This window comes from Caulobacter sp. GW821-FHT11A05 (assembly GCF_058809015.1).
Genome location: NZ_JBXASF010000002.1, coordinates 537,397 through 559,466, shown reverse-complemented (window position 1 = coordinate 559,466; position 22,070 = coordinate 537,397). Strand labels below are relative to the sequence as shown.

Annotated in this window: 21 protein-coding genes; 7 read left to right on the top strand and 14 right to left on the bottom strand. The window is 69.1% G+C overall.

Going from position 1 to position 22,070, the window contains the following annotated elements; translation table 11 throughout:
- Window positions 1-37 precede the first annotated feature (37 nt).
- Together AC1RSK_RS05630 and AC1RSK_RS05625 are read right to left on the bottom strand one after the other, a co-directional pair.
- Window positions 38-1,204, bottom strand: a complete 1,167-nt coding sequence (locus tag AC1RSK_RS05630; RefSeq protein WP_492906314.1) for a Yip1 family protein — start codon at window positions 1,202-1,204, stop codon at window positions 38-40.
- A gap of 249 nt (window positions 1,205-1,453) precedes the next feature.
- Window positions 1,454-3,502, bottom strand: a complete 2,049-nt coding sequence (locus tag AC1RSK_RS05625) for a hybrid sensor histidine kinase/response regulator (RefSeq protein ID WP_492906312.1) — start codon at window positions 3,500-3,502, stop codon at window positions 1,454-1,456.
- Window positions 3,503-3,714: 212 nt separating this feature from the next.
- On the opposite strand from AC1RSK_RS05625, the gene radA reads away from it, so the two are divergent.
- From radA to AC1RSK_RS05605, 4 genes are all read left to right on the top strand, one after another.
- Window positions 3,715-5,082: a DNA repair protein RadA gene (gene radA, locus AC1RSK_RS05620; protein WP_492906310.1), complete on the top strand. Its 1,368-nt coding sequence runs from the start codon at window positions 3,715-3,717 to the stop codon at window positions 5,080-5,082.
- Window positions 5,067-5,666, top strand: a complete 600-nt coding sequence (locus AC1RSK_RS05615; protein WP_492906308.1) for a CvpA family protein — start codon at window positions 5,067-5,069, stop codon at window positions 5,664-5,666. The genes radA and AC1RSK_RS05615 overlap by 16 nt, the downstream gene beginning before the upstream one ends.
- Window positions 5,663-7,153 (top strand): amidophosphoribosyltransferase, encoded by a 1,491-nt coding sequence (gene purF / locus AC1RSK_RS05610; RefSeq protein WP_492906307.1) that lies wholly within the window; start codon window positions 5,663-5,665, stop codon window positions 7,151-7,153. The genes AC1RSK_RS05615 and purF overlap by 4 nt, the downstream gene beginning before the upstream one ends.
- 182 nt (window positions 7,154-7,335) lie before the next feature.
- Window positions 7,336-8,820, top strand: coding sequence for a sensor histidine kinase (locus AC1RSK_RS05605; RefSeq protein WP_492906305.1), 1,485 nt, complete (start codon window positions 7,336-7,338; stop codon window positions 8,818-8,820).
- Here the strand turns inward: AC1RSK_RS05605 and AC1RSK_RS05600 are convergent.
- Entirely contained in the window at window positions 8,817-9,218 is a 402-nt protein-coding gene (locus AC1RSK_RS05600) for a response regulator (protein ID WP_492906303.1), read from the bottom strand. The genes AC1RSK_RS05605 and AC1RSK_RS05600 overlap by 4 nt on opposite strands.
- A 130-nt stretch (window positions 9,219-9,348) precedes the next feature.
- On the opposite strand from AC1RSK_RS05600, the gene AC1RSK_RS05595 reads away from it, so the two are divergent.
- Window positions 9,349-10,347, top strand: a complete 999-nt coding sequence (locus tag AC1RSK_RS05595; protein ID WP_492906301.1) for a bile acid:sodium symporter family protein — start codon at window positions 9,349-9,351, stop codon at window positions 10,345-10,347.
- Entirely contained in the window at window positions 10,344-11,063 is a 720-nt protein-coding gene (locus tag AC1RSK_RS05590) for an SDR family NAD(P)-dependent oxidoreductase (protein ID WP_492906299.1), read from the top strand. The genes AC1RSK_RS05595 and AC1RSK_RS05590 overlap by 4 nt, the downstream gene beginning before the upstream one ends.
- Window positions 11,064-11,067: 4 nt before the next feature.
- On the opposite strand, the gene der is transcribed toward AC1RSK_RS05590, so the two are convergent.
- From der to AC1RSK_RS05535, 11 genes are all read right to left on the bottom strand, one after another.
- The gene (gene der / locus AC1RSK_RS05585; RefSeq protein WP_492906298.1) at window positions 11,068-12,615 is read right to left on the bottom strand and encodes a ribosome biogenesis GTPase Der; all 1,548 of its coding nucleotides are present in this window, start codon (window positions 12,613-12,615) and stop codon (window positions 11,068-11,070) included.
- A gap of 124 nt (window positions 12,616-12,739) precedes the next feature.
- Complete coding sequence (locus AC1RSK_RS05580) at window positions 12,740-14,098, bottom strand: PQQ-like beta-propeller repeat protein (RefSeq protein WP_492906296.1); 1,359 nt, start codon at window positions 14,096-14,098, stop codon at window positions 12,740-12,742.
- Between the two features lie 134 nt (window positions 14,099-14,232).
- Window positions 14,233-14,991 (bottom strand): tetratricopeptide repeat protein, encoded by a 759-nt coding sequence (locus AC1RSK_RS05575; RefSeq protein WP_492906294.1) that lies wholly within the window; start codon window positions 14,989-14,991, stop codon window positions 14,233-14,235.
- Window positions 14,992-15,064: 73 nt separating this feature from the next.
- Entirely contained in the window at window positions 15,065-15,940 is an 876-nt protein-coding gene (gene tatC / locus AC1RSK_RS05570; protein ID WP_492906471.1) for a twin-arginine translocase subunit TatC, read from the bottom strand.
- The gene (gene tatB, locus AC1RSK_RS05565) at window positions 15,940-16,455 is read right to left on the bottom strand and encodes a Sec-independent protein translocase protein TatB (RefSeq protein WP_492906292.1); all 516 of its coding nucleotides are present in this window, start codon (window positions 16,453-16,455) and stop codon (window positions 15,940-15,942) included. The genes tatC and tatB overlap by 1 nt, the downstream gene beginning before the upstream one ends.
- Window positions 16,456-16,506: 51 nt before the next feature.
- Entirely contained in the window at window positions 16,507-16,728 is a 222-nt protein-coding gene (gene tatA / locus AC1RSK_RS05560) for a twin-arginine translocase TatA/TatE family subunit (protein WP_492906291.1), read from the bottom strand.
- Between the two features lie 130 nt (window positions 16,729-16,858).
- Entirely contained in the window at window positions 16,859-17,515 is a 657-nt protein-coding gene (gene scpB, locus AC1RSK_RS05555) for an SMC-Scp complex subunit ScpB (protein ID WP_492906289.1), read from the bottom strand.
- Between the two features lie 177 nt (window positions 17,516-17,692).
- Window positions 17,693-18,505 carry a segregation and condensation protein A gene (locus AC1RSK_RS05550; RefSeq protein ID WP_492906287.1) on the bottom strand — a complete coding sequence of 271 codons (813 nt, stop codon included), beginning with the start codon at window positions 18,503-18,505 and terminating at the stop codon, window positions 17,693-17,695.
- The gene (nagZ, locus tag AC1RSK_RS05545; RefSeq protein ID WP_492906285.1) at window positions 18,502-19,524 is read right to left on the bottom strand and encodes a beta-N-acetylhexosaminidase; all 1,023 of its coding nucleotides are present in this window, start codon (window positions 19,522-19,524) and stop codon (window positions 18,502-18,504) included. The genes AC1RSK_RS05550 and nagZ overlap by 4 nt, the downstream gene beginning before the upstream one ends.
- Window positions 19,521-20,291, bottom strand: coding sequence for a cell division protein FtsN (gene ftsN, locus AC1RSK_RS05540; protein WP_492906283.1), 771 nt, complete (start codon window positions 20,289-20,291; stop codon window positions 19,521-19,523). Before ftsN ends, nagZ begins: the two co-directional genes overlap by 4 nt.
- 104 nt (window positions 20,292-20,395) lie before the next feature.
- On the bottom strand, window positions 20,396-21,577 hold the full coding sequence (locus AC1RSK_RS05535; protein ID WP_492906281.1) for a deoxyguanosinetriphosphate triphosphohydrolase: 1,182 nt from the start codon (window positions 21,575-21,577) through the stop codon (window positions 20,396-20,398).
- A 78-nt stretch (window positions 21,578-21,655) separates the two neighbouring features.
- Between AC1RSK_RS05535 and erpA the strand changes: the two genes are divergently transcribed.
- Window positions 21,656-22,000 (top strand): iron-sulfur cluster insertion protein ErpA, encoded by a 345-nt coding sequence (gene erpA / locus AC1RSK_RS05530; protein ID WP_492906279.1) that lies wholly within the window; start codon window positions 21,656-21,658, stop codon window positions 21,998-22,000.
- Window positions 22,001-22,070 lie beyond the last annotated feature (70 nt).

The following is a 22,070-nucleotide window of genomic DNA, read 5'->3' as shown; positions in this document are numbered from 1 at the left end:
CCGCCGACCCGTTTTGAATCCCGGGTACGGCGGCGGTTCAGCGCGCCAGTCGCTCCAGGGCGCCCTTGTCGACGGAACCGACCAGGCTCTTGAGCTCGTCCATGGTCACGTCGCTGCCCTCGGCCTGGACCATGAAGCGGTCGGCGACCAGGACGCCGTATTCGCCGCGCCGGGCGTCACGATCGTACTTTTCCATGGTCATGGCCCCGTTCACGCGGCCGACCTTCTCATAGGTCCCGCCCTGTTCGCGGCTGTGCTCGACGGAGAAGGCGGCGGCCATGCCGGCCATCGGGCCGGCCGAGGAGATGTCGACGACCCGCAGTTCCGCCGTGGTGGCGCCGCGGCTGTAGTCGGCTTCGGCCGAGGCCGAGCCGAAGCCGCCGGCCGAGGCGCTCTCGGTGGCGACCTCGCCGCGCGTGAAGCCGGCGGCGCTGGCCGGCAGGGCGGCCTTGAGGACGTCGGTGGAGACCAGCTCGACCTTACCGGTGCGGGCCGCCTTCTCCATCCGTTCGGCGGCTTCCTGGGCCTTGTCGACGTCGATGGAGCCGACGCCGGGGACGACCAGCTTACCGTGCACCGCGTCACGGCCGCCGAACGACCCGACGTGGCCTATGCGGGCCAGGGGCGCGGTAACCAGGCCGATGACGATCCAGACCACCGCCGACAGCAGGATGATGACGATGACGTAGCCGAGGGTCTTGTCCGCCGGCGTCTTCATCAGCCTGGGCAGGCCCTTCCACAGCAGGAAGAGGCTGTAGAGGCCGACGATGCCGAGGACCGACAGCATGGGGATCAGCTGGAACACCCCGGCCAGCCAGGCCGCCGTGCCGGAATAGGCGGCGACCTTGAAGGCCTGGATCTGGTTCTTCTGGCCGCCAAAGCTGGGGGCCAGGGCGTCGATGATCAGGGCCAGGACATAGACCCCGGCCAGGCTGAGCAGATAGCCGACCACCGCCGACAGCGCCGTCGACAGGATCGGTGGCCGGTAATGCAGGCCCCAGAAGCCGATGCCAAACACGGCCATGCCGATGAAGCCGCAGACGGCCGGAATGGCGGCAAGCGGGATGACCCAGGATTTATAGAGGCCGCCGATGGTCGCCGGTTCGCCGTCGACTGCCTCCCAGGTGGCCGTCGGCTTGGTCAGGATGTCCCGGATACGCTGGACCATGCCGGAGGCCGGCCGCCCGTCGTCGATGATGCTCATCGCCCTCTCCCTGGCGCTGCTGTCCCCGACCCAGGGGGAGGCTAGCGCAGGATGTCGCTTTGGAGAACAGGGTTCGCGGTGGGTCGACAATCGCCCCTAAGACTACCGCTCATCCCGGCGAATGCCGGGATCCAGGTTCACCCGAGCTGATGGGTGGTTGGCCGCCGAGTCCAGCACACTTGCGGAGCAAGGCTGGGTTCCATCTGGGTCCCGGCATTCGCCGGGATGAGCGGAAGCAAAAAAGAGAGCTCAGGCCGCCGCCTTGGTCGTGAACACATCCGTCAGCGCCGCGAACAGCGTCGCCGCCGTGATCGGCTTGTCGAGGTGGCGGTCGGCGCCGGCCGCCAGGCTGGCCGAGACGTGCTCGGGCAGGGCGTTGGCGGTCAGCATGATGATCGGCAGGCGCCCCTCGTTGGCGGCCAGGCCGGAGGCCTCGCGGGCCCGCTGGTGACGGATGGCGGTCAGGCCGTCCATCACCGGCATCTGCATGTCCATCAGCACCAGGTCGAAGCTGTGGGCGGCCAGGGCGTCCAGCGCCTCCTGGCCATTCTCGACACAGGCCACGTCGGCCGAACCAGCCAGCATCAGCTCGATGACCTTGCGGTTGGTCGGATGGTCGTCGGCCACCAGGATGCGTAGTTGCGGCGGGGCGACGGCGGCGGTCTGCAGGCCCAGAGGCACACGGATGTCGTCGACCTGCGGCAGCGGCAGCTCGAACCAGAAGATGGCTCCCTGCCCCGGCCGGCCCTCGCAGTCGAGCACGCCGCCCATCAGCGAAGCCAGCTCACGCGAGATGGCCAGGCCCAGGCCCGTGCCGCCGTACTTGCGGGTGATGGTGTTGTCGGCCTGCTGGAAGCGGCCGAAGATGCGATCCCGGGTGGCCTCGTCGAAGCCCTCGCCGGTGTCGCGGACCTCGAAGCGGACGCAGGCGTCCGTGCTGCGATAGCCGGTGATGGTGACCTCGCCGGTCTCGGTGAACTTCACCGCGTTGCTGACCAGGTTGGTGAGGATCTGGCGCACCCGCACCATGTCGCCCTCGACCGCCACATCGACTTCCGGCGACAGGTCGATGCACAGGCCGACGCCCTTCTCCCGGGCCTTCAGCTCGCCAAGCGCGGCGGTGGCCCGGACCATGTCGCCCAGGTGGAAGGGCGCGGTTTCCAGGGTGATCTGGCCGCTCTCGATGCGGGCCTGGTCGAGGATGTCTGACAGCAATCGCTCCAGAGTCTCGCCTGAGGCGCTGATGATGCCGACCATGTCCTTGATCCGCGGCTCCAACGGCTCGCGACCCAGGATGTCGGCGATGGCGACGATGCCGTTCAGCGGTGTGCGGATTTCGTGGCTCATGTTGGCCAGGAAGACGCTCTTGGACAGCGCCGCCTCTTCGGCCGCCGCCAGGGCGGTGTGCAGCGCCTCGCGGGTTTCGATGCGGTCGGTGATGTCCTCGCCGACGGTGACGATGTGGCGGGCCCCCTCCTCGCCGTAGGTGGCGACCTTCTTGGTGACGAAGATGCGCTTGCCGCGAGCCGAGGTGGTGACGGTCTCCTCCTCGACGACGGCCATCTCGCCGGAGGCGATGACGGCCTGGTCCTCGGCGGCGAAGGCCTGCGCCTCCTCCGGCGGGAACAGCTCATGGACGTTGCGGCCCAGCAGGGCCCGCGCCTGGACGCCGAGCATCTCCTCGGCGGCGCGGTTGACCAGCACGTAGCGGCCGTCGCGGGCGTCCTTGACCATCAGGATGGCGGGCAGCATCTGGACGATGGCGTCGAAGAATTCCTGGCGGCTGACCGCGTCGTCGCGGGCCCGGGCCAGGGAGGCGACGACGGTTTCGGCTTCCCGGGTCTGCTGCGCCTGGTCGCGCAGGGCGGCGGTCATGTCGGGGGCGCCGTCGAGCGGCGAGAGATTGGCCGGATCGAGATCGGCGGCCAGCTGTTCCTCGCAGGCCGCCTGGGCGGTGAGGAACAGGACCCGGCCGCCCGGCTGAACCGAGATGGCGCCGCGCAGCCGCAGGCCCGGGTCGGTCCGCGAATGCAGGACGACGGCGGTGCGGTCGAGGGCAGCAAGATCGGCGAAGGCGGCGACGGGCCCGGCCGCCTCGACGATGAAGGTTTCGATCAGGGAAGCGGAGGCGAGGCGCGGGGCCAGGGCCAGTAGACGCTCCGTGGGCGCATGGATCGCCAGGTCCTCGCGGACTTCGAAACGGCAGGGAAACAGGAAGTCGAGAGTCGCGGAATCAAAGGCATAGCCGCGCGAAGCGGCCGCCTCCGCGTCCACGGAGCCTGGGTTCAGGCTATCCATTCTGGAGACCCCCAACACAGCGGGGAGTTGATACCCTGATCGCTTAAGAAACCCTTGCGCGACAAGGGGAACGGCCGGGGGCGCAGCAAACGGCCGCAATGGGGCGATCGCCCGAACCAACTTGAACAAACAGAGAACATTGCCTAACCTGCGGGTCAAGCCGCGCGGCTCCGTTCGCGCTATCATGCCCTCAGTCCCGAATCGGAATTCCCATGGCCCGCGACGGCGCCCTTTATGTCTGCCAGTCCTGCGGCGGGGTTTCGCACAAGTGGGCGGGGCAGTGCCCCGCCTGCGGCAGTTGGAACACCCTGGTCGAGGAGCTGACCAGCCGCCTGCCCGGGGCCCTGGCGCCGTCGAAGGGGGCCAAGCGGGGCGGGCTGAGCTTCGAGGGGCTGGAGAGCGACACGCCCTCGCCGCCGCGTATCATCACCGGCGTCGAGGAGTTCGACCGGGTCTGCGGCGGCGGCGTGGTGCCGGGCTCGGCCATCCTGGTTGGCGGCGATCCGGGGGTGGGCAAGTCCACCCTGCTGCTCCAGGTCGTCGCCCAGGCGGCCCTGCGCGGGGCGCGCTGCGCCTACATCTCCGGCGAGGAGGCGGTCGAGCAGGTGCGCGGCCGGGCGGGGCGGATGGGGCTGGCCCAGGCGCCGGTCAAGCTGGCGGCCGAGACCTCGCTGCGCGACATCCTCGAGGGGCTGAAGAAGGAGCCCTTCGACCTTGTGGTCATCGATTCCATCCAGACCATGTGGTCCGACGCCCATGAAGCGGGCCCGGGTTCGGTCACCCAGGTGCGCTCCTGCGCCGCCGAACTGGTGCGGTTCGCCAAGAAGAAGGGGGTCGCCGTCGTCCTGGTCGGCCACGTCACCAAGGACGGCCAGATCGCCGGGCCGCGCGTGGTCGAGCATATGGTCGACGCCGTGCTCAGCTTCGAGGGCGAGCGGGGCTATCCGTTCCGGGTGCTGCGCGGAGCCAAGAACCGCTTCGGGGCCACCGACGAGATCGGCGTCTTCGAGATGGGCGACATCGGCCTGACCGAGGTGAAGAATCCGTCGGCCCTGTTCCTGCACGACGGGGCCGAACGGGCGGCCGGGGCGGCGGTGTTCGCCGGCATCGAGGGGTCGCGGCCGGTACTGGTCGAGTTCCAGGCCCTGGTCGCCCCCAGTTCCGGCGGCAACCCGCGCCGGGCGGTGGTCGGCTGGGACAGCGGGCGGCTGGCCATGGTGCTGGCCGTGCTTGAGTCACGATGCGGCCTTGGTTTTGGCAACCGGGACGTCTATCTGAACGTCGCCGGGGGGCTGAGGATCAGCGAACCGGCGGCGGACCTCGCCGCGGCCGCGGCCTTGGCCTCCTCTGCACTGGATGAACCCCTGCCGCAGGATTGCGTGGTGTTTGGCGAAATCAGCCTGTCCGGCGACGTGAGGCCTGTCGGCCGCATGGAGTCGCGCCTGAAGGAGGCGGCCAAGCTCGGCTTCGGCCGCGCCCTGGCGCCCAACGGGGCGGGCGAGACCCTGCCGGTCACCGGCGTCTCGCGCCTGGCTGAGGCCATCGACCGCATCGGCCAGCAGAGATGGACGACGCCTTGACCCTGTTCGACGTCCTCGCCGGTCTGTTGCTGATCATCAGCGCCCTCACCGCCTTCATGCGCGGGGCCACCAAGGAACTGACGGGGATGCTGGCGTTCATCATCGCCGCCCTGATCGCCATCTTCGCCTTGCGGTTCAGCGCGCCGGTGCTGCGCGGCATGATGAACCCCGACTGGGCGGCGGTGACCGCCGCCCTGCTGATCGTCTTCGTCATCGTCTTCCTGATTCTCAAAATCGTCGCCGGCCAGATCACCAACCGGGTGCAGGGCGCCGGGGCGCTGGGCACGGTCGACCGGATGATCGGCGCGGCCTTTGGTCTCATCCGGGCCCTGGTGATCCTGGGCGCCTTCACCCTGCTGGTGCAGATGGCCGGGGGCGAGAACGGCCCGCCCAAATGGGTGTCCGAGGCCAAACTCTATCCGCTGACCGCCGCGGCCGGAAAGGTGCTCAAAGCCTTCGCACCCGACGCCTTCGCGGCCGCCGGCAAGATCGCCCCCGCCGTTAAGGATGCGGTCCGCGACGGCGCGGGGTATAGCGACGACGAACGCAAGACGATGGACGAAGCCGTGGAGAAGAGCCGATGACCCGCTCAGCTGAGGTCTGGAACCCCGCCGACCATCGCGACCCCGACGACGACCAGCTGCGGCTGGAATGCGGGGTGTTCGGCGTCTACGGCGTCGCCGAGGCCTCGGCCGTCGCCGCGCTCGGCCTGCACGCCCTGCAGCACCGCGGCCAGGAGGCCTGCGGCATCGCCACCTTCGACGGCGAACGCTTCCATACCGAACGCCACGTCGGCCGGGTCGGGGACGCCTTTACCGGCCAGGATCTGGTCGAACGGCTGCCGGGCAAGAGCGCCATCGGCCACACCCGCTACTCCACGGCCGGCGGCAGCGCCTTCCGCAACGTCCAGCCGATGTTCGCCGATCTGGAAGCCGGCGGCGTCGCCCTGGCCCACAACGGCAACCTGACCAACTTCCACACCCTGCGCGATCGGCTGGTCAGCGACGGGGCCATCTTCCAGTCGACCAGCGACAGCGAGGTCATCCTCCATCTGCTGGCCCGCAGCCGAAAGGCCCGCTTCGTCGACCGCTTCATCGACGCCATCAGCCAGATCGAAGGCGGCTACGCCCTGATCGCCCTGACCAACAAGAAGCTGATCGGGGTGCGCGACCCGCTCGGCATCCGACCGCTGGTGCTTGGGGATCTCGCCGGCAAGCCGGTGCTGGCGTCCGAGACCTGCGCCCTGGACATGATCGGCGCCCGCTTCGTGCGCGACATCCAGCACGGCGAGATGGTGATCATCGACGAGACCGGCATCGAGTCCCTGCGCCCCTTCCCGGCCCTGCGTGCCCGTCCCTGCGTGTTCGAACTGGTCTACTTCGCCCGCCCCGACAGCGTCGTCGACGGCCGCTCGGTCTATGACGTGCGCAAGAAGATGGGCGCCCGCCTCTCCATCGAAAGCGGCCCTGAGGCCGACGTCGTGGTGCCGGTGCCCGACAGCGGCGTGCCGGCCGCCATCGGCTATGCGCAGCAGAGCGGCCTGCCCTTCGAGATGGGCATCATCCGCAACCACTACGTCGGCCGCACCTTCATCCAGCCGACGCAGGGCGTGCGCGAACTGGGCGTGCGGATGAAGCACAGCCCCAACCGCGCCGTGCTGGAAGGCAAGCGGGTGGTGCTGATCGACGATTCCATCGTCCGCGGCACCACCAGCCGCAAGATCGTCCGCATGGTCCGCGAGGCCGGGGCCACCGAGGTCCACCTGCGCAGCGCCTCGCCGCCGATCAAATGGCCGGACTTCTACGGCATCGACATGCCCGAGCGCGACAAGCTGCTGGCGGCGACCAAGTCGCTGGAGGAGATGGCCAGGTTCCTGGAGGTCGACACCCTCGGCTTCCTCAGCGTTGAGGGCCTGTACGAGGCGCTCGGCGTCGGACCGCGCGACCCGGCCAACCCGCAGTTCACCGACCACTATTTCACCGGCGACTACCCCACCCGCCTGACCGACCGCGAACTGGCCCAGGCCGACGCCGACGGCGGCCGCCAGCTGAGCTTCCTGGTCAGCGCCTAGACGGAAGTCGCGGGGTCAATCCGTTAGAAGGCGAGTGAGCTGGATCACGGCCTTGGCCGGAATGAGCGGCTAGAGGTCGGGTCCGTGACGCCTGCGGCAAAAGTTCCATCGACGGAACCCGGGACGCAACTTCGGGCCATCCCGGGTATTAATTGCCTTCGAGGCGACGTGTTCGAGGCCGCATGATCGATGACCAGCAGGAAATCCGACGGCTCAACGCGCTGGAGAGCTATCGGATTCTGGACACCGGCCCGGAAGCGACCTTCGACGATCTGACCGCCCTGGCGGCCCAGGTCTGCGCGGCGCCCGTGGCCCTTATCAGCCTGGTCGGGGCCGATCGCCAGTGGTTCAAGTCGGCCCGCGGCTTCGACCAGGCGCAGACGGCGCGCGACATTTCCGTCTGCACCCACGCCATCGCCCAGGACCAGCCGCTCTACCAGATCCCCGACATGGCCGCGGACCTGCGGTTCGCCGACGGGCCGCTGGTCAACGGCCCCGAGCAGTTCCGCTTCTACGCCGGCGCCGTGCTGCGCACCAAGGGCGGCGAGGCGCTGGGGACGCTTTGCGTGCTCGACCGGATACCGCGGCCAGAGGGCCTGACGCAGGCCCAGGACGGAGCGCTGCTGGCCCTGGCGCGGCAGGTAATGACCCTGTTCGAGCTGCGCCAATCACTGGCCTGGCGGGTGCAGCGCGAGGCCCAGTTCCGGGCCCTGGCCGACAGTATGCCGCAGATCGTCTGGTCGGCGCGGCCCGACGGCCATACCGACTACTACAACGCCCGCTGGTACGAGTTCACCGGCGAGCCGCCCGGCTCGACCGACGGCGAGGGCTGGAACGCGCTGTTCCATCCCGATGACCAGGCGCGCGCCTGGGCCCGCTGGCGCCAGTCGGTGGAGACCGGCGGGGCCTATGAGATCGAATACCGCCTGCGCCACCACAGCGGCGAGTATCGCTGGACCCTGGGCCGGGCCCAGCCGGTGCGTGATGGAAGCGGGGCCATCACCCGCTGGTTCGGCACCTGCACCGATATTCACGACCACAAGCAGCTGGCCGAGCAGGAAGCCTTGCTCAGCCGCGAACTGAGCCACCGCATCAAGAACATCTTCTCGGTGATCTCCGGCCTGGTCGCCCTGTCGGCGCGGCGCTTCCCGGAGGCGGCCGGGTTCGGCAAGGACCTGCGCGAGCGGATCGTGTCGCTGGGCCGGGCCCACGACTTCGTGCGACCGCACGCCGTGGCTGGCAAGGGGACCCGGTTGACCCGGCTGTCGGAGCTGCTGGCCGAGCTGCTACGGCCCTACCTGACCGAGGATGCGGCCCGGATCTCGATCCAGGGGGACGACGCGACCATCGACGACCAGGCGGCCACGCCGCTGGCGCTGATCTTCCACGAACTGGCGACCAACGCCGCCAAGTATGGCGGCTTTTCGAAGCCGGACGGCCGGGTGACCATCACCTGCCGGCGCAACGACGCCGACCTGGTGGTCGAATGGGCCGAGACCGGCGGGCCGAGGATCAAAGGGCCGGCGACCAGCGAGGGCTTCGGCTCGACCCTGTCGAAGCTCAGCGTCGAGACCCAGCTCGGCGGCCGGCTGACGCGCGACTGGCGCCCCGCGGGACTGGTGGTGACCCTGGCGTTGCCGCTGAGCAGTTTGAACCGGAAGGGTTAGTGGAAGACCTGCAGCGCCGGTGGCGGCGGCAGCAAGTTCTCGCGGCCGCGCAGGGCGTAGTCGAGGGCCGAGACCACCGCCGCCTCATCGCTGGGCTTGGTTAGCAGGCCGACGACGCCGCGTGGCCGCTCCGAGGAGGGCAGCGGATGGGCGGTCAGATAGATGACTTTCGTCGCGCTCTCGCGGGCCAGCTCGGCGCCGAGGCCGACGCCGGTGCGGCCGTCGCGGAGGTTGACGTCGACCAGGGCCAGGTCGATCCGCCACTCGGCGGCCAGAGCCCGGGCCGAGGCGGCGTCCTGGGCGATGCCCACCACCTCGAATCCCCGCTCACAGAGAACCGCTTCCAGTTCCAGGGCAGTGAGGATTTCATCCTCGACAATCAACACACGGGCTGGCATCGCGACGCTACTTGAACTCCTTCGAGACCCGCTAACGCCCCAATTCGATTCAGGTTTCGGATTTTCTGTCATGTTTCCGACGGAACAGGCTTCAGCGGCATGGAGAACACAACGGGGCGGACGACCTTAAGTGAACCGACTGCGGATCGATCCCTTCATCGCCGGCCTGCTGGCCGTGGTGGTCCTGGCCTCGCTGCTGCCGGCCCGGGGCGTGGCGGCGGAGGTGTTGTCGCCGGTGACCAAGGGCTTTGTCGCCCTGCTGTTCTTCCTGCACGGGGCCAAGCTGTCACGGCAGGCGGTGATCGCCGGCCTGACCCATTGGCGGCTGCATCTGGCGGTGCTGGGGGTCAGCTTTGTGCTGTTCCCGCTGCTGGGGCTGGCGGCGGGCCTGATCCCGGCCTCGATCCTGCCGACGCCGCTGGCGCTGGGGGTGCTGTTCCTCTGCTGCCTGCCCTCGACGGTGCAGTCGTCGATCGCCTTCACCGCCCTGGCGCGGGGCAACGTCGCCGCCGCCGTCTGCGCCGCCACCGCCTCCAACCTGCTCGGCATGCTGGTGACGCCGGTGCTGGTCGGGCTGACCATGCATGCGCAGGGGTCCGGCCTCGGCTGGGACGCGGCGATCAAGATCGCCCTGCAGCTGCTGGCCCCCTTCATCGCCGGCCAGCTGTTGCGGGTCTGGGTCGCGCCCTTCCTTGAGCGCCACAAGGCCATCGTCGGCCTGGTCGATCGCGGCTCGATCCTGCTGGTCGTCTATGTCGCCTTCAGCCAGGCCGTGGTCGAGGGGGTGTGGACGCGGCTGTCGGTCCCCGAGCTGCTGGTCGTCACCCTGCTGTGCGCCCTGCTGCTGGCCCTGGTGCTCGGCCTCTCCACGGCGCTCGGCAAGCTGCTCGGCTTCATCGTCGAGGACCGCATCGTCCTGACCTTCTGCGGCTCCAAGAAGAGCCTGGTCACCGGGGCGCCGATGGCCGCCATCCTGTTCGCGCCGGCCGTGGCCGGGGTGATGATCGTGCCGCTGATGATCTTCCACCAGCTGCAGCTGCTGGCCTGCGCCTGGCTGGCGCGGCGATACGCAAACCGGCCGGAAGAGCCCGTGACTCTGGCGGCAAATCCGCTAGACAGCCCGCCATGACTCTTCCGCTTCAGGACAAGATCGCGCTGGTCACCGGCGCCACCCGCGGCATCGGCCAGGCGGCCGCCCTGGCCCTGGCGCAGGCCGGCGCCCACGTCATCGCCCTCGGCCGCACGCAAGGGGCGCTTGAGGCGCTGGACGACGCCATCTTCGCCAGGACCGGCCAGCACGCCACCCTGGTTCCGCTCGACCTGCGCCAGCCGGAGGACCTCGATCCCCTCGGCGCCCACCTCTACGAACGCTTCGGCCGGCTGGACATCGTCGTCCACGCCGCCGCCGTGCTGGGCGGGCTGTCGCCCACCGGCCATGTCGAGCCCAAGCGGTGGGACGAGACCATGGCGGTCAACCTGACCGCCACCTGGCGGCTGATCCGCTCGTTCGAGCCGCTGCTGCGGGCCTCTGAGATGGGTCGGGCCATCTTCGTCACCACCGGCCGCGTTCCCCGCCCCAAGGCCTTCTGGGCCCCTTACGCAGCCAGCAAGGCCGGCATGGAGGCGCTGGTGAAGTGCTGGGCCGACGAGCTGGAGCAAACAGCCGTCCGCGCCGTGCTGCTCGACCCCGGCGCCGTGCGCACCCGCATGCGGGCCGAGGCCTATCCGGGCGAGGACCCGCTGGACTTGCCTGAGCCGGCCGCCCTGGGGCCGCTGTTCGTCGAGCTGGCGTCGCAGGCCGACCTGCCGGCCATGCCCGAGACGGTGCTGTTCAAGGCCCCCTGAAGGGTTACTTCGCCCGGCCGGGCTTCTGGGTCCGCGCGCGGATCACCGGCTTGGCGGCGACCGGGTTGGCGGCTTCCTTGGCCTGGCGCTTGGCCTTGTTGGCCTTCTTGACGCGCAGCTGCTTGGCTTCCTTGGCGTTCTCGGTGACGCCGATCTTCTTGGGCTTTTCGCGCGGACCGCGCTTGGTGCCCGAGCCCATCGGCCGCTTGTCGCCTTGCGCGTCGGCATAGGGGTTGGCCCCCGACTTGATGGTGATGCGGATCGGCACCCCCGGCAGGTCGAAGCTCTCGCGGATCGAGTTGATCAGATAGCGCCGGTAGTGCTCGGGCATCTGGTTGGCGCGGCTGGAGAACAGCACGAAGGTCGGCGGCCGGGCCTTGGTCTGGGCGACGTATTTCGGCTTGATGCGTTTTCCGTTCACCGCGGGCGGTGGGTGCCTCTGCACCGCCATGGCCAGCCAGTCGTTGAGGTCGCGGGTCTTGACCTTGGTCGACCAGTTGTCGTGCGTCTTGACCACCGCCGGCATCAGCTTGTCGAGGCCAAAGCCGGTCTCGGCCGACAGGGCCACGACCGGCGCGCCGCGCACCTGCGGCAGCATGCGCTCGGCGTGTTCCTTGAAGGTCTTCAGGGTCTCGGCCTGGTCCTCGACCAGGTCCCACTTGGCCAACACGAAGACCAGGGCGCGGCCTTCCCGCTCGACCAGGTCGGCCAGCTGCAGGTCCTGCACCTCGAAGGGGTGGGTGGCGTCCATGACCAGGAGGACGACCTCGGCGTAGACGATGGTGCGGATGCTGTCGGCGACCGACAGCTGTTCCAGCTTCTCGTGGATGCGCGCCTTGCGCCGCAGCCCGGCGGTGTCGACCAGCCGGATCTTCTTGTCCTGCCACTCCCATTCGACGGAGATGGAGTCGCGGGTGATGCCGGCCTCGGGGCCGGTCAGCATGCGGTCCTCGCCGATCAGGGCGTTGACCAGGGTCGACTTGCCGGCGTTGGGACGGCCGACGATGGCCAGGCGGACAGGCTTGTCGCCTTCGTCGTCGGCTTCGTCGTCCTGGTGCTCGGGGGCGATGTTGACCAGGGCCGCATAGAGGTCGGCCATGCCCTCGCCGTGCTCGCCGGAAATCGGGATCGGCTCGCCGAAGCCCAGCGTCCAGGCCTCGGCGATGCCGGGATCGCCCTGCTTGCCCTCGGCCTTGTTGGCGCCGATCAGCACCGGCTTGTCGCGGCGGCGCAGGATCTCTGCGAACACTTCGTCCAGCGGCGTGACGCCTTCGCGGGCGTCGATCAGGAACAGGCAGACGTCGGCCTCGTCGATGGCCAGTTCAGTCTGCTTGCGCATCCGCGCTTCGAGGGTGTCGTCATCGACGTCCTCGAAACCGGCGGTGTCAACCAGGCTGAGGTTCATGTCGCCGATGCTGCCGCTGGCGAAGCGGCGGTCGCGGGTGACGCCGGGCCGATCGTCGACGATGGCGAGCTTCTTGCCCGCCAGCCGGTTGAACAGCGTGGACTTGCCGACGTTGGGTCGGCCGACGATTGCGAGTTTCAGCGCCATGGGGTCTTAAGAGGCCTTCCGGAACGACGGCAGTCAATCCGGCGGGTCGGACAGGCTCGTTCTAAATGCAAAGAGGCGGCGGCTCTTCGCAGAACCGCCGCCTGATTACAAGTTTTCAGTGGTTTTAGCGGATCGCGACCAGCTCAGCCTTGTCGGTCACCACATAGACCATGCCGCCCGCCGCGATCGGCGTGATCAGGGCCGGACCACCGAGCTTGATGGTCTTGGTGACCTCGCCGGTCTTGGGGTTGAGGGCCAGGGCGCGGCCGTCGCTGGAGACGACGATCAGCTTGTCCGAGGCCAGCACCGGGCCGAAGAACAGCTCGCGGTCCTGGGTTTTCTTGACCCCTTCGTTGAGGTCCTTGATCCAGTGCACCTGGCCGCTGTCGCGCGAGACGCAGATGACCTCGCCGGCGCGGCTGATGATGTAGACCACGTCGCCGGCCGGCCAGGGGGTGGTGATCGAGGAGACCGGCACCGACCAGCGGGGCTGGCCCGAACGCAGGTCGACGGCGGCGAAGACGCCCGAGTGGCTGGCGGCGTAGACGTCACCTTTGAACACGACGGGGCGGCCGGCCACGTCACGGATTTCCGACAGGGCGTTGGTGCGGCTGGCGCGCGACAGGGCGTTGTTCCACAGGTCGTTGCCGTTGCCGGCCCGAAGAGCAACCAGTTCGCCCGAGGCGAAGGCGGCGATGACCACATCGCCGGAGGCGGCGGGGCTGGAGGCCGACAGGATGCGGGCCGGCTCGACCAGGGCCTGGAAGTCCCAGGCCGGGTTGCCGGTGGCCGCATCGAAGGTCAGCAGCTCGTTGTCGGTGCTGATGGCGAACACCTTGCCGTTGGTTACCGTGGGGGCGCCATGGATCGGCGAGGCGACATCCTGGCGCCAGCCGACCGCGCCGGTGTTGGCGTCCAGCTGGGCGACGAAGCGGTAGCCCGAGCTGACGTAGACCTTGCCATTCGAATAGGCGACGCCGCCGCCGAAGCCGACCTTGTCGCGGCGGTTCTCGGCCTTCAGGCGCTGCTTCCAAAGCTGGGCGCCGGTCTTGGCGTCGAGGGCAACGACGTCGGCCTCGGCGTCCATGACGAACACCTTGCCGTCAGCCATCACCGGCGGGGCGGTGACGTGGACCTTGACGTTGGAACCCTTGCCGAAGCTCTTGCGCCAAGCGACGTCGAAGGCAGGGGCCGCCTCGATGTTCTCGGTCAGGGTGTCGATCGGGCCGCCCGGCTGGGGCCATTCGGCCAGGGCGGCGGCGGGCGGCAGGAAGAAGTCCTGGCCCTGCAGGGCCTCGGCCACGGCCACCTTCTCGTCGAAAGCGATGACCGAGATGCGCCGTCCGTCGGCCGCCTCGTCCTTCACTTCCTTCGCCTTGAAGGGATTGAGCCGGTCCACCGTGCCGGACACGGTCGAGCAGCCGGCGGCGGTTACCGCCAGGCCAAGGACGACGGCGGTCAGGAAGCCGCGACTTGCAATCATGGAAGAGCCTACCCGGGGCGATGAGGATGAACGCGCGGGATTGGCCTTCGCCGCCCCCGCGCTTTGGGAATCAAGCAGGGCCAAGGCGGATTTGAGGCGGGCCTCGCCGCTCGCCACGCCTTTGGCCGCGCCCATTATTGCGGCGCTCCGCCGGCTTCCGGCGGCATCTGCAGGCCAGGCGGCAGCTGCATGGCCGACGGCGGCGGCATGTCAGCCGCCTGCTTGGCGGCCTTGGCCATGGTCGCCGCGCCGCCGCTGTCGATCATCGAGACCGCCGCCTTGGCCCGCTCACGCATGCCGTCGGTGGAATCGAAGTTCTGTTGCAGAACGACAAACTCGGTGCGGGCTTCCTTGAACTTGCCGTCGCGCAGCCGCAGGAAGGCCAGCGCCTCCTTGGCCTGCATGCGGTAGGGCCGCTTCTCGCCGCTCAGGGGGGCGATGCGCTTTTCGATGTCGGCTGTCGGAGCCGTGTCGAGCAGGGCGTAGATCGAGCGGAGTGAGGCGTAGTCGGCCAGCATCGGGCTCGGCGCGGCCTTGGCGGCCTGGTCGAAGAACTTCACGCCCTCTTCCGTAGCGCCGGCCTCCAGGCGCATGGCGCCCTGGTTGAGCAGGGCCAGGGCCTTGTAGGCGCCGGGGCCCGACTTGGCGACTTCGCCGTACTGGGCGAAGGCCTTGGCCTCATCGCGCTGCTGCTGGGCTTCCATCGCCTTGCTGAGGGTGGTCGAGGCCTTGTCGGCGCGCGAGTCCTGCCAGGTGGTCCAGCCCCAGCCGCCGCCGACGACCACGAACACCACCACGACCAGGCCGGCGATCCACGGCAGGGCCCGCTTGGCCAGGTTGAGGTAGCGCTCAGTGCGGAGCTGCTCCTCGACCTCTTCGAAAACATCGACCACGAACGAAAGACTCCGATGGGAGGGAATTAGTGGAGGCGGAACCTATAGGCTCGGCCCGGCGCCTGCAACGCGCCTAGTTGATCACCGCAAGGTCGGTGCTCTCGTCTTCCTTCTTGCGCCGCCGCTCGATCAGCCAGACGCACCAGATCGAGATCTCGTAGAGCAGGCAGATGGGGATGGCGAGCATCAGCTGGCTGACCGGATCGGGGGGCGTGACAACCGCCGCCACCACGAAGACGCCGACGATGGCGTAGCGCCGGCCGGTGCGCAGCGCCTGGCTGGACACCAGCCCCGCCAGGCCGGCCAGGGTCAGCACCACCGGCAGCTGGAAGCAGAGGCCGAACGCCAGCACCAGGGCGGTGACCAGCGACAGATACTCGTCGACCTTGGGCATCAGCTCGACCGAGATGCCGGCGGTGGTGATCTGCTGGCTCAGCGAGAACCACAGCACGAAGGGCAGCATGATGTAGTAGACGAGCGCGGCGCCGATGGTGAACAGCACCGGCGAGGCGACCAGGAACGGCAGCACCGTGTAGCGCTCGCGCTTGTAGAGGCCCGGAGCGATGAAGCGGTACAGCTGCCAGGCGATCACCGGGAAGGTGACGATCAGGGCCCCGAAGCCGGCCACCTTCAGCTTGGCGAAGAACAGCTCCAGGGCGGCTGTGTAGATCAGCTTCAGCTGGCCGCCCGAGGTCGGGGTCTGGTTTATCAGCGCCAGGATCAGGTCGAACGGCCCGTGCTTGCCGCCGCTGGTCTGTTGGGCGGTGAACAGGTTGTTGGCCGTCTGGAACGGGTGGATCAGGAATTTGAAGATCGGGTCGGCGTAGAAGAAGCAGACGCCAAAGCCGATCGCCAGGGCGACCACGCAGATGATCAGCCGGCCGCGCAGCTCGACCAGATGGTCCAGCAGAGGCGCGCGCGAGGCCTCGATTTCGGCTTCGTCGTTGATCACGAGACGATCTCGCTCTTGCGGCGCCTGGGCTTGGGCGGATCGATGATGGCCGGGGCGGGCTCGGTCTTCTTCTTGGCGGCCGCGGGCTTGCGCGCGGCCGGCGCCTTGGCCGGAGCCTCAAGCTTCGGCGCGGCCTTGGCGCGCGGCTTGCGGGCCGGCTTGGGCGCGGCTTCGGCCGCGCTGTCGACCGACACGGCCGGCGAAAAGCTGACCTGGCCGGTCTTCAGCCCGGCGTCGATCTCGGCGAACACCTGGTCGACGCTCGCGTCCTGCAGCGGCGCGGTGAACTGGCCGGTGCGCATGGCCTCGACCTCCTTGCGCAGGTCGTCGAGCTCGGACTGGCGGGCCATGTCCTCGAAGCTGGCGCGGAATTCCGACGCCATGCCGCGAAGCTTGGCGATGAACTGGCCGACCCGGCGCATCAGGAGCGGCAGGTCCTTGGGTCCCACGACGATCAGGGCCACGGCGGCCACGATCAGCATTTCGGAGACGCCGATATCAGGCGAAAGCATGGGCGCGCCTTAAGGCGTTGGAGCGGGGGCGATGAAGCCCGGATCGAATCGTCAGGTGACGATGTTGTCCTTCTTGGACGTCTTGGCGCGCGGCAGCGGCGTCGCCGGCTCCTCTTCGATCTTCTCGTCAGCCTCACCCTTGAGGCCGTCGCGGAAGGCCTTGATGCCCTTGGCCGCGTCGCCCATCAGGCCCGACAGCTTGCCGCGGCCGCCGAACAGCAGCGCCACGACGCCGATGACCAGCACCCAGTGAATCCAGCTCAAACCACCCATCAGGGCCAACTCCTCGTTCACCGCCAGCCTGTCGCAGGGGCGGCCTTGATCCTTATCGGGGCCTATATAGGCGTTCTCGCGGCGACGGGCCAAATGAAAGCGCCGTAAGGGCGATTTGGCGCGCCTGGCGTCAGTTGTCGCCCTCGCCGACGTAATCCTGCACGAACTCGGGCGCATCGACGTCCAGGTCCAGCTGTTCCTCGTCCTCCAGGGCCTCGCCGGCCAGGCTGGGGTCGGGCACCGAGAAGCCGGGCGGCAGGTTCATGTCCAGCAGGCCGAGCGCCTTCATGTCGGTCATGCCCGGCAGGTCGGCCAGCGAGGCCAGGCCGTAGTGCTCCAGGAAGAGATCCGTGGTGCCGTAAGTGACCGGCCGGCCCGGCGTGCGTCGGCGCCCCCGCATGCGCACCAGACCCAGCTCCAGCAGCACGTCCAGCGTGCCCTTGCTGGCCTGCACGCCGCGCACGGCCTCGATCTCGGCCCGGGTCACCGGCTGGTGGTAGGCGATGATGGCCAGGGTCTCCTGCGCCGCCTTGGAGAGGCGGCGAGGTTCCTCGCGCTCCTCGGTCATCAGGAAGGCCAGGTCGGCGGCGGTCTGGATACGCCAGCGGCCGGCCACCTCGACCAGCTCGACCCCCCTGCCCTCGAACTGTTCGCGCAGCACCCGGATGGCGGCTGGGACGTCGGCGCCCTCGGGCAGGCGGCGGGCCAGGTCCGCCTCGCTGAGCGGTTCGGCGGCCGCGAACAGCAGGGCCTCGATGCAACGCTGGATGTGGGAGGAGTCAGTCATGGAACGTGAGCCAATACTCTCAACCCCATCCACCGACTACTCCCGCGAAGGCGGGAGTCCATGCTGAGGCAGGGGATGGAAGGCAGGAGCCCGAAATCCTGGCGCCGGCGTCCCTGACCTTGGCGGCGCTTGGATTCCCGCCTTCGCGGGAATGATCGGTGTGGAGAGTGCTCACGTCTAAGCCGCTTCAGGACGCCGAGTGCGGACCTTTAGGTAGAGGTCGGCGAAGGCCTCCAGCTGCCGCGCCTCCAGCGCCCCTTCCTTGACCAGCTCCAGGCTGGCCGAAAGGGTCGAGGCCAGGTAGCTGGCCCGGCTGGGCCCCAGATCATCCTGCGGCGTCGGGGCGATGCCCTGCAGCGAGGTCCAGTGATCCAGTTCAGGCAGCAGCTCGCGCAGGCGTCCCCGGGCGTCTTCCAGGCCGTAGGCGACCGGCGCCTCGGGCCGATAGGTGCGGAAATGCTCGCGGCGGCGCTGTTGGATGTAGGCGCTCATCAGCTGGTAGAGGTCGCCCTCGAAGCGGCCGGAGCCGACCACCTTGACCTGCTCGGGGTCGCCGCGAGTGAAGATATCGCGCTTCAGGCGGGGGCGGATGTTCAAGGCTTCGCTGGCCTTACGCATGGCGTCGAGCTTGGCCAGGCGGAAGGCCAGGTTGGCGGCGATCTCCTCGGCCGGCGGCTCGTCGCCCCGGCCCTTGTCGGGACGCGGCAGCAGCAGGCGCGACTTCAGGTAGGCCAGCCAGGCAGCCATCACCAGGTAGTCGGCGGCCAGTGAAAAGCGCAGCGACCGGGCCCGATGCACGAAGGCCAGGTACTGCTCGGCCAGCTTGGTGATCGACAGCTGCATCAGGTCGACCTTCTGGCTTCGGGCCAGGGCCAGCAGCACATGCAGCGGCCCCTCGTAGCCATCGACGTCGATGATCAGGGCGTCGCCGTCCTCGGCCGCCTCATTGGCGGCCTTGAAGTCGAGGATGGGCTGGAAGCCGTCGCTCATGCCGCGAACCGCCCCTCGAAGGCCGCGTCGAAGCGGGCCCGGGCCTCGGCCGCGTCGAACGGCTCGACCACCTTGGCCAGGCGGGCCAGGGCCGCGTCGGCGCGTTGCCTGGCCTTGCCGGCCAGCGCGCGCGTGCCCGCGACCACCGCCTGCATCTCGGCCATGTCGCCGTTGCAGTGCAGGATGACGTCGCAGCCGGCGCTCAGCGCCCGTCGGGCCCGCTGGGTGAAGTCGCCCTTCAGCGCCTTCATCGAGAGGTCGTCGGTCATCAGCAGGCCGGCAAAACCGATGTCGTCGCGGATGATGTCCCGCACCACCGTCTTCGACTGGGTGCCGGGCCGCTTTGCGTCGATGGCCGTGTAGACGACGTGGGCGCTCATCGCCATCGGCATGTCCGACAGCACCCGGAAGGGCGCGAAATCGGTCTCCGAGAGGGCGGCCAGCGAGGCCTCAACGACGGGCAGGTCCTGGTGGCTGTCGGCCATGGCCCTGCCATGACCCGGGATGTGCTTGATCACCGGCAGCACGCCGCCGGCGATCAGGCCCTCGGCGGCGGCCCGGCCGAGGGTGGCGATCTCGGCTACCGTCTCGCCGTAGGCGCGGTCGCCGATGATGTCGTGGGCGCCCTTCTGGGGCACGTCGAGGACCGGCACGCAGTCGACGTTGATGCCGAGGTCCAGCAGGTCATGGGCGATCAGCCGCGCGCCCAGCCGGGTCACCTCGCGGCGGACCAGCGGATCGTTGGTTCCCAGCGTGCCGTAGGCCCGGCCCGGCGGGTACTTGGCCCAGTGCGGGGGTCCGAGCCGCTGCACCCGGCCGCCTTCCTGGTCGATGAGGATCGGCGCATGCCAGCCGACCGCCTCCCGCAGCGCCGCGGTGAGAGCCCGCACCTGAGCGGGGCTCTCGACGTTGCGCTTGAACAGGATGAAGCCCCAGGGCCGCGCGTCACCGAAGAAGGCGACCTCGTCCTTGGACAGGGTCGTTCCGGCGCAGCCCAGGATGCAGGCGCGGTCGCTCACCGGACGAAGCAGCTCTTCCCGGCCGCCTTCAGCCGATCGCAGAAGGCCTGGGCCGAGGCCTTGTCGCCAAAACCGGTCACCGAGGTGCGATAGAGGGTCTTGCCGCCGCTCTCGACAGTCTCGACCTTCTTGCCCTTGCCGGCGGCGGCGCCGGGGGCCAGGGCGGCGGCGTCGCTCCAGCCCTTGTCGGCCAGCGAGGCCGAGGAGAAGGCGCCGATCTGCACCAGGAAGCTGCCACCGGCGGCCTTGGCGGGCGGCGGGGCCTTGGCGACCGGCGGCGGGGCGACCGGCGCGGTGGCGACCTTGGCCGGCGGCGGCGCGGGGGCGGCCTTGGGCGCCGAGGCCGGCACGGCGGGTTTGAGGGCCGGCCCGGCCTGGACCGGGGTCACCGGGGCCTTGCTCACCACCGGAACCTCGGGACGCGGCAGCGGCGCTTCGGGCGCGGGGGCGTAGGCCGGCGGCTTGTCGCCTTCCTCGCCATTGTAGATGACCAGCTGGTCGGCCGGGTTGGAGGGCTGGTCCTCTTCCTTGGCCGCGGTCTTGGCCTCGGCCACCGGCGTGCCGACCGTCTTGGGCGCGTCGCCGGCGCCGCGGAAACCGTCGCGATAGATGAACCAGGCCCCGGCGATCAGCACCACCAGCACCAGGGCGCTGATGATCAGGGTGACGGGCGCCGGCGAGCCGCCGCGCACCGGCCGGCGAGCGTCGAAGGCCAGCGGGGCGTCATGGCTGGGCGGGGTATAGGCGCCGCGGTTGTAGTCGGACATCAGGGCTCCGCTCGAATGAGCATGCGCGGGTGAGGAGCGAATCGCTCCGAACGTCCCGCCAGTCTATCGAATCACACCGGTTCCGTGACCAGCGACCTAACCGCCTAGGTCCAGGTTTCCAGCTGGAACAGACGCCGGTGCTCCTCGATGGCGTATCGGTCGGTCATGCCGGCGATGTAGTCGCACACCACCCGCGCCCGGCCGGCTTCGTCGCGGTTCTGCGACTTCACGAACCATTCGGTGGGCAGCACCTCAGGTTCGGCCATGAACAACGAAAACATCTCGGCCAGAATGCGGCGCGCCTGGCTGCGGGTGCGGTTGACCTTCCAATGGCGGTACATCCGCTCAAAGAGGAATTCGCGCAGCCGCGACAGGTCCTCCAGCATGTCCGGCGAGAAGGCGACCAGCGCCTGGTCGAGGCCGCGCACGTCGGAGGGACTGGCGACGCCGGTGATGGCGGCCCGCTTGAGCGTCTCGCCCATGACGTCGTCGACCATGGCCCCGATCATCCGGCGCACGGCCTCCAGGCGGGTGATGCGGTCGTCCAGGTCCGGCCGCTCGCTGCGCACCCCCTGCAGGATCGGGCCGATCAGCGGCACCTCCAGCAGTTCCTCCAGGCGGAACAGCTCGGCCTGCAGGCCGTCGTCGACGTCGTGGTTGTTGTAGGCGATGTCGTCGGCCAGGGCCGCGACCTGGGCCTCGGCCGAAGCCCAGCCACCCAGCTCCAGGTCCATCTTCTCGTTGAAGCGGGTGACGGCCGCCCAGCTGGGCCGGGCGATGCGGTCGGTGACTGGGCCGTTGTGCTTGATGACCCCTTCCAGGGTCTCCCAGGTCAGGTTGATGCCGAGGAAGTCGGGGTAACGATGCTCCAGCTCGGTGACGACGCGGAAGGTCTGCACATTGTGGTCGAAGCCGCCCCAGGGCTTCATGCTGTCGTCCAGGGCGTCCTCGCCGGCGTGGCCGAAAGGCGGATGGCCCAGGTCGTGGGCCAGGGCGATGGTCTCGGCGAGATCCGCGTCGAGGCCAAGGGCGCCGGCCAGGCTGCGGGCGATCTGGGCCACTTCCAGCGAGTGGGTCAGGCGGGTGCGGTAGTGGTCGCCCTCGTGGGCGACGAAGACCTGGGTCTTCTCCTTCAGCCGGCGGAAGGCGGTGGAATGGATGATGCGGTCACGATCGCGGGCGAAGGGGTTGCGGGTACGGCTCTCGGCCTCGGGAAACAGCCGCCCGCGCGACGCCTTGGGGACTTCCGAATAGGGCGAACGGAAGACGGTGTAGCTGCCGGTCATCTTAGGCCTTCGCGAGTGCGCCCCTTTCCACAGGGCGCGGGGTTGCACATATAGGGGCAGACAAGAGTTTTCCACAGCATGACAACCACCCCCGTGACCCTGCCCGTATCCTTGAGCGAATCCGCCGCCGCCCGCATCCGCGCCATCGGCGCGGCCGAAGGCCGGACGCTGATGCTTCGCGTGGCGGTCGATGGCGGCGGCTGCTCGGGCTTCCAGTACCGCTTCGACCTGGTCGACGCGGTCGAGGCCGACGACCTGCGGATCGAGCGTGACGGGGCCGTGGCCCTGGTCGACGACATCTCCCTGGGCCTGTTGAAGGGCTCGGAGATCGATTTCGTCGACGAACTGGCCGGCGCCGAGTTCCGGGTGCGCAATCCCAACGCCAAGTCCAGCTGCGGCTGCGGGGTGAGTTTCTCGCTCTGACAGTTCCTCCTCCGGGGCGCGAAGCGCCGCGGGGGAGGGGGACCGCCGCCGAAGGCGGTGGTGGAGGGGG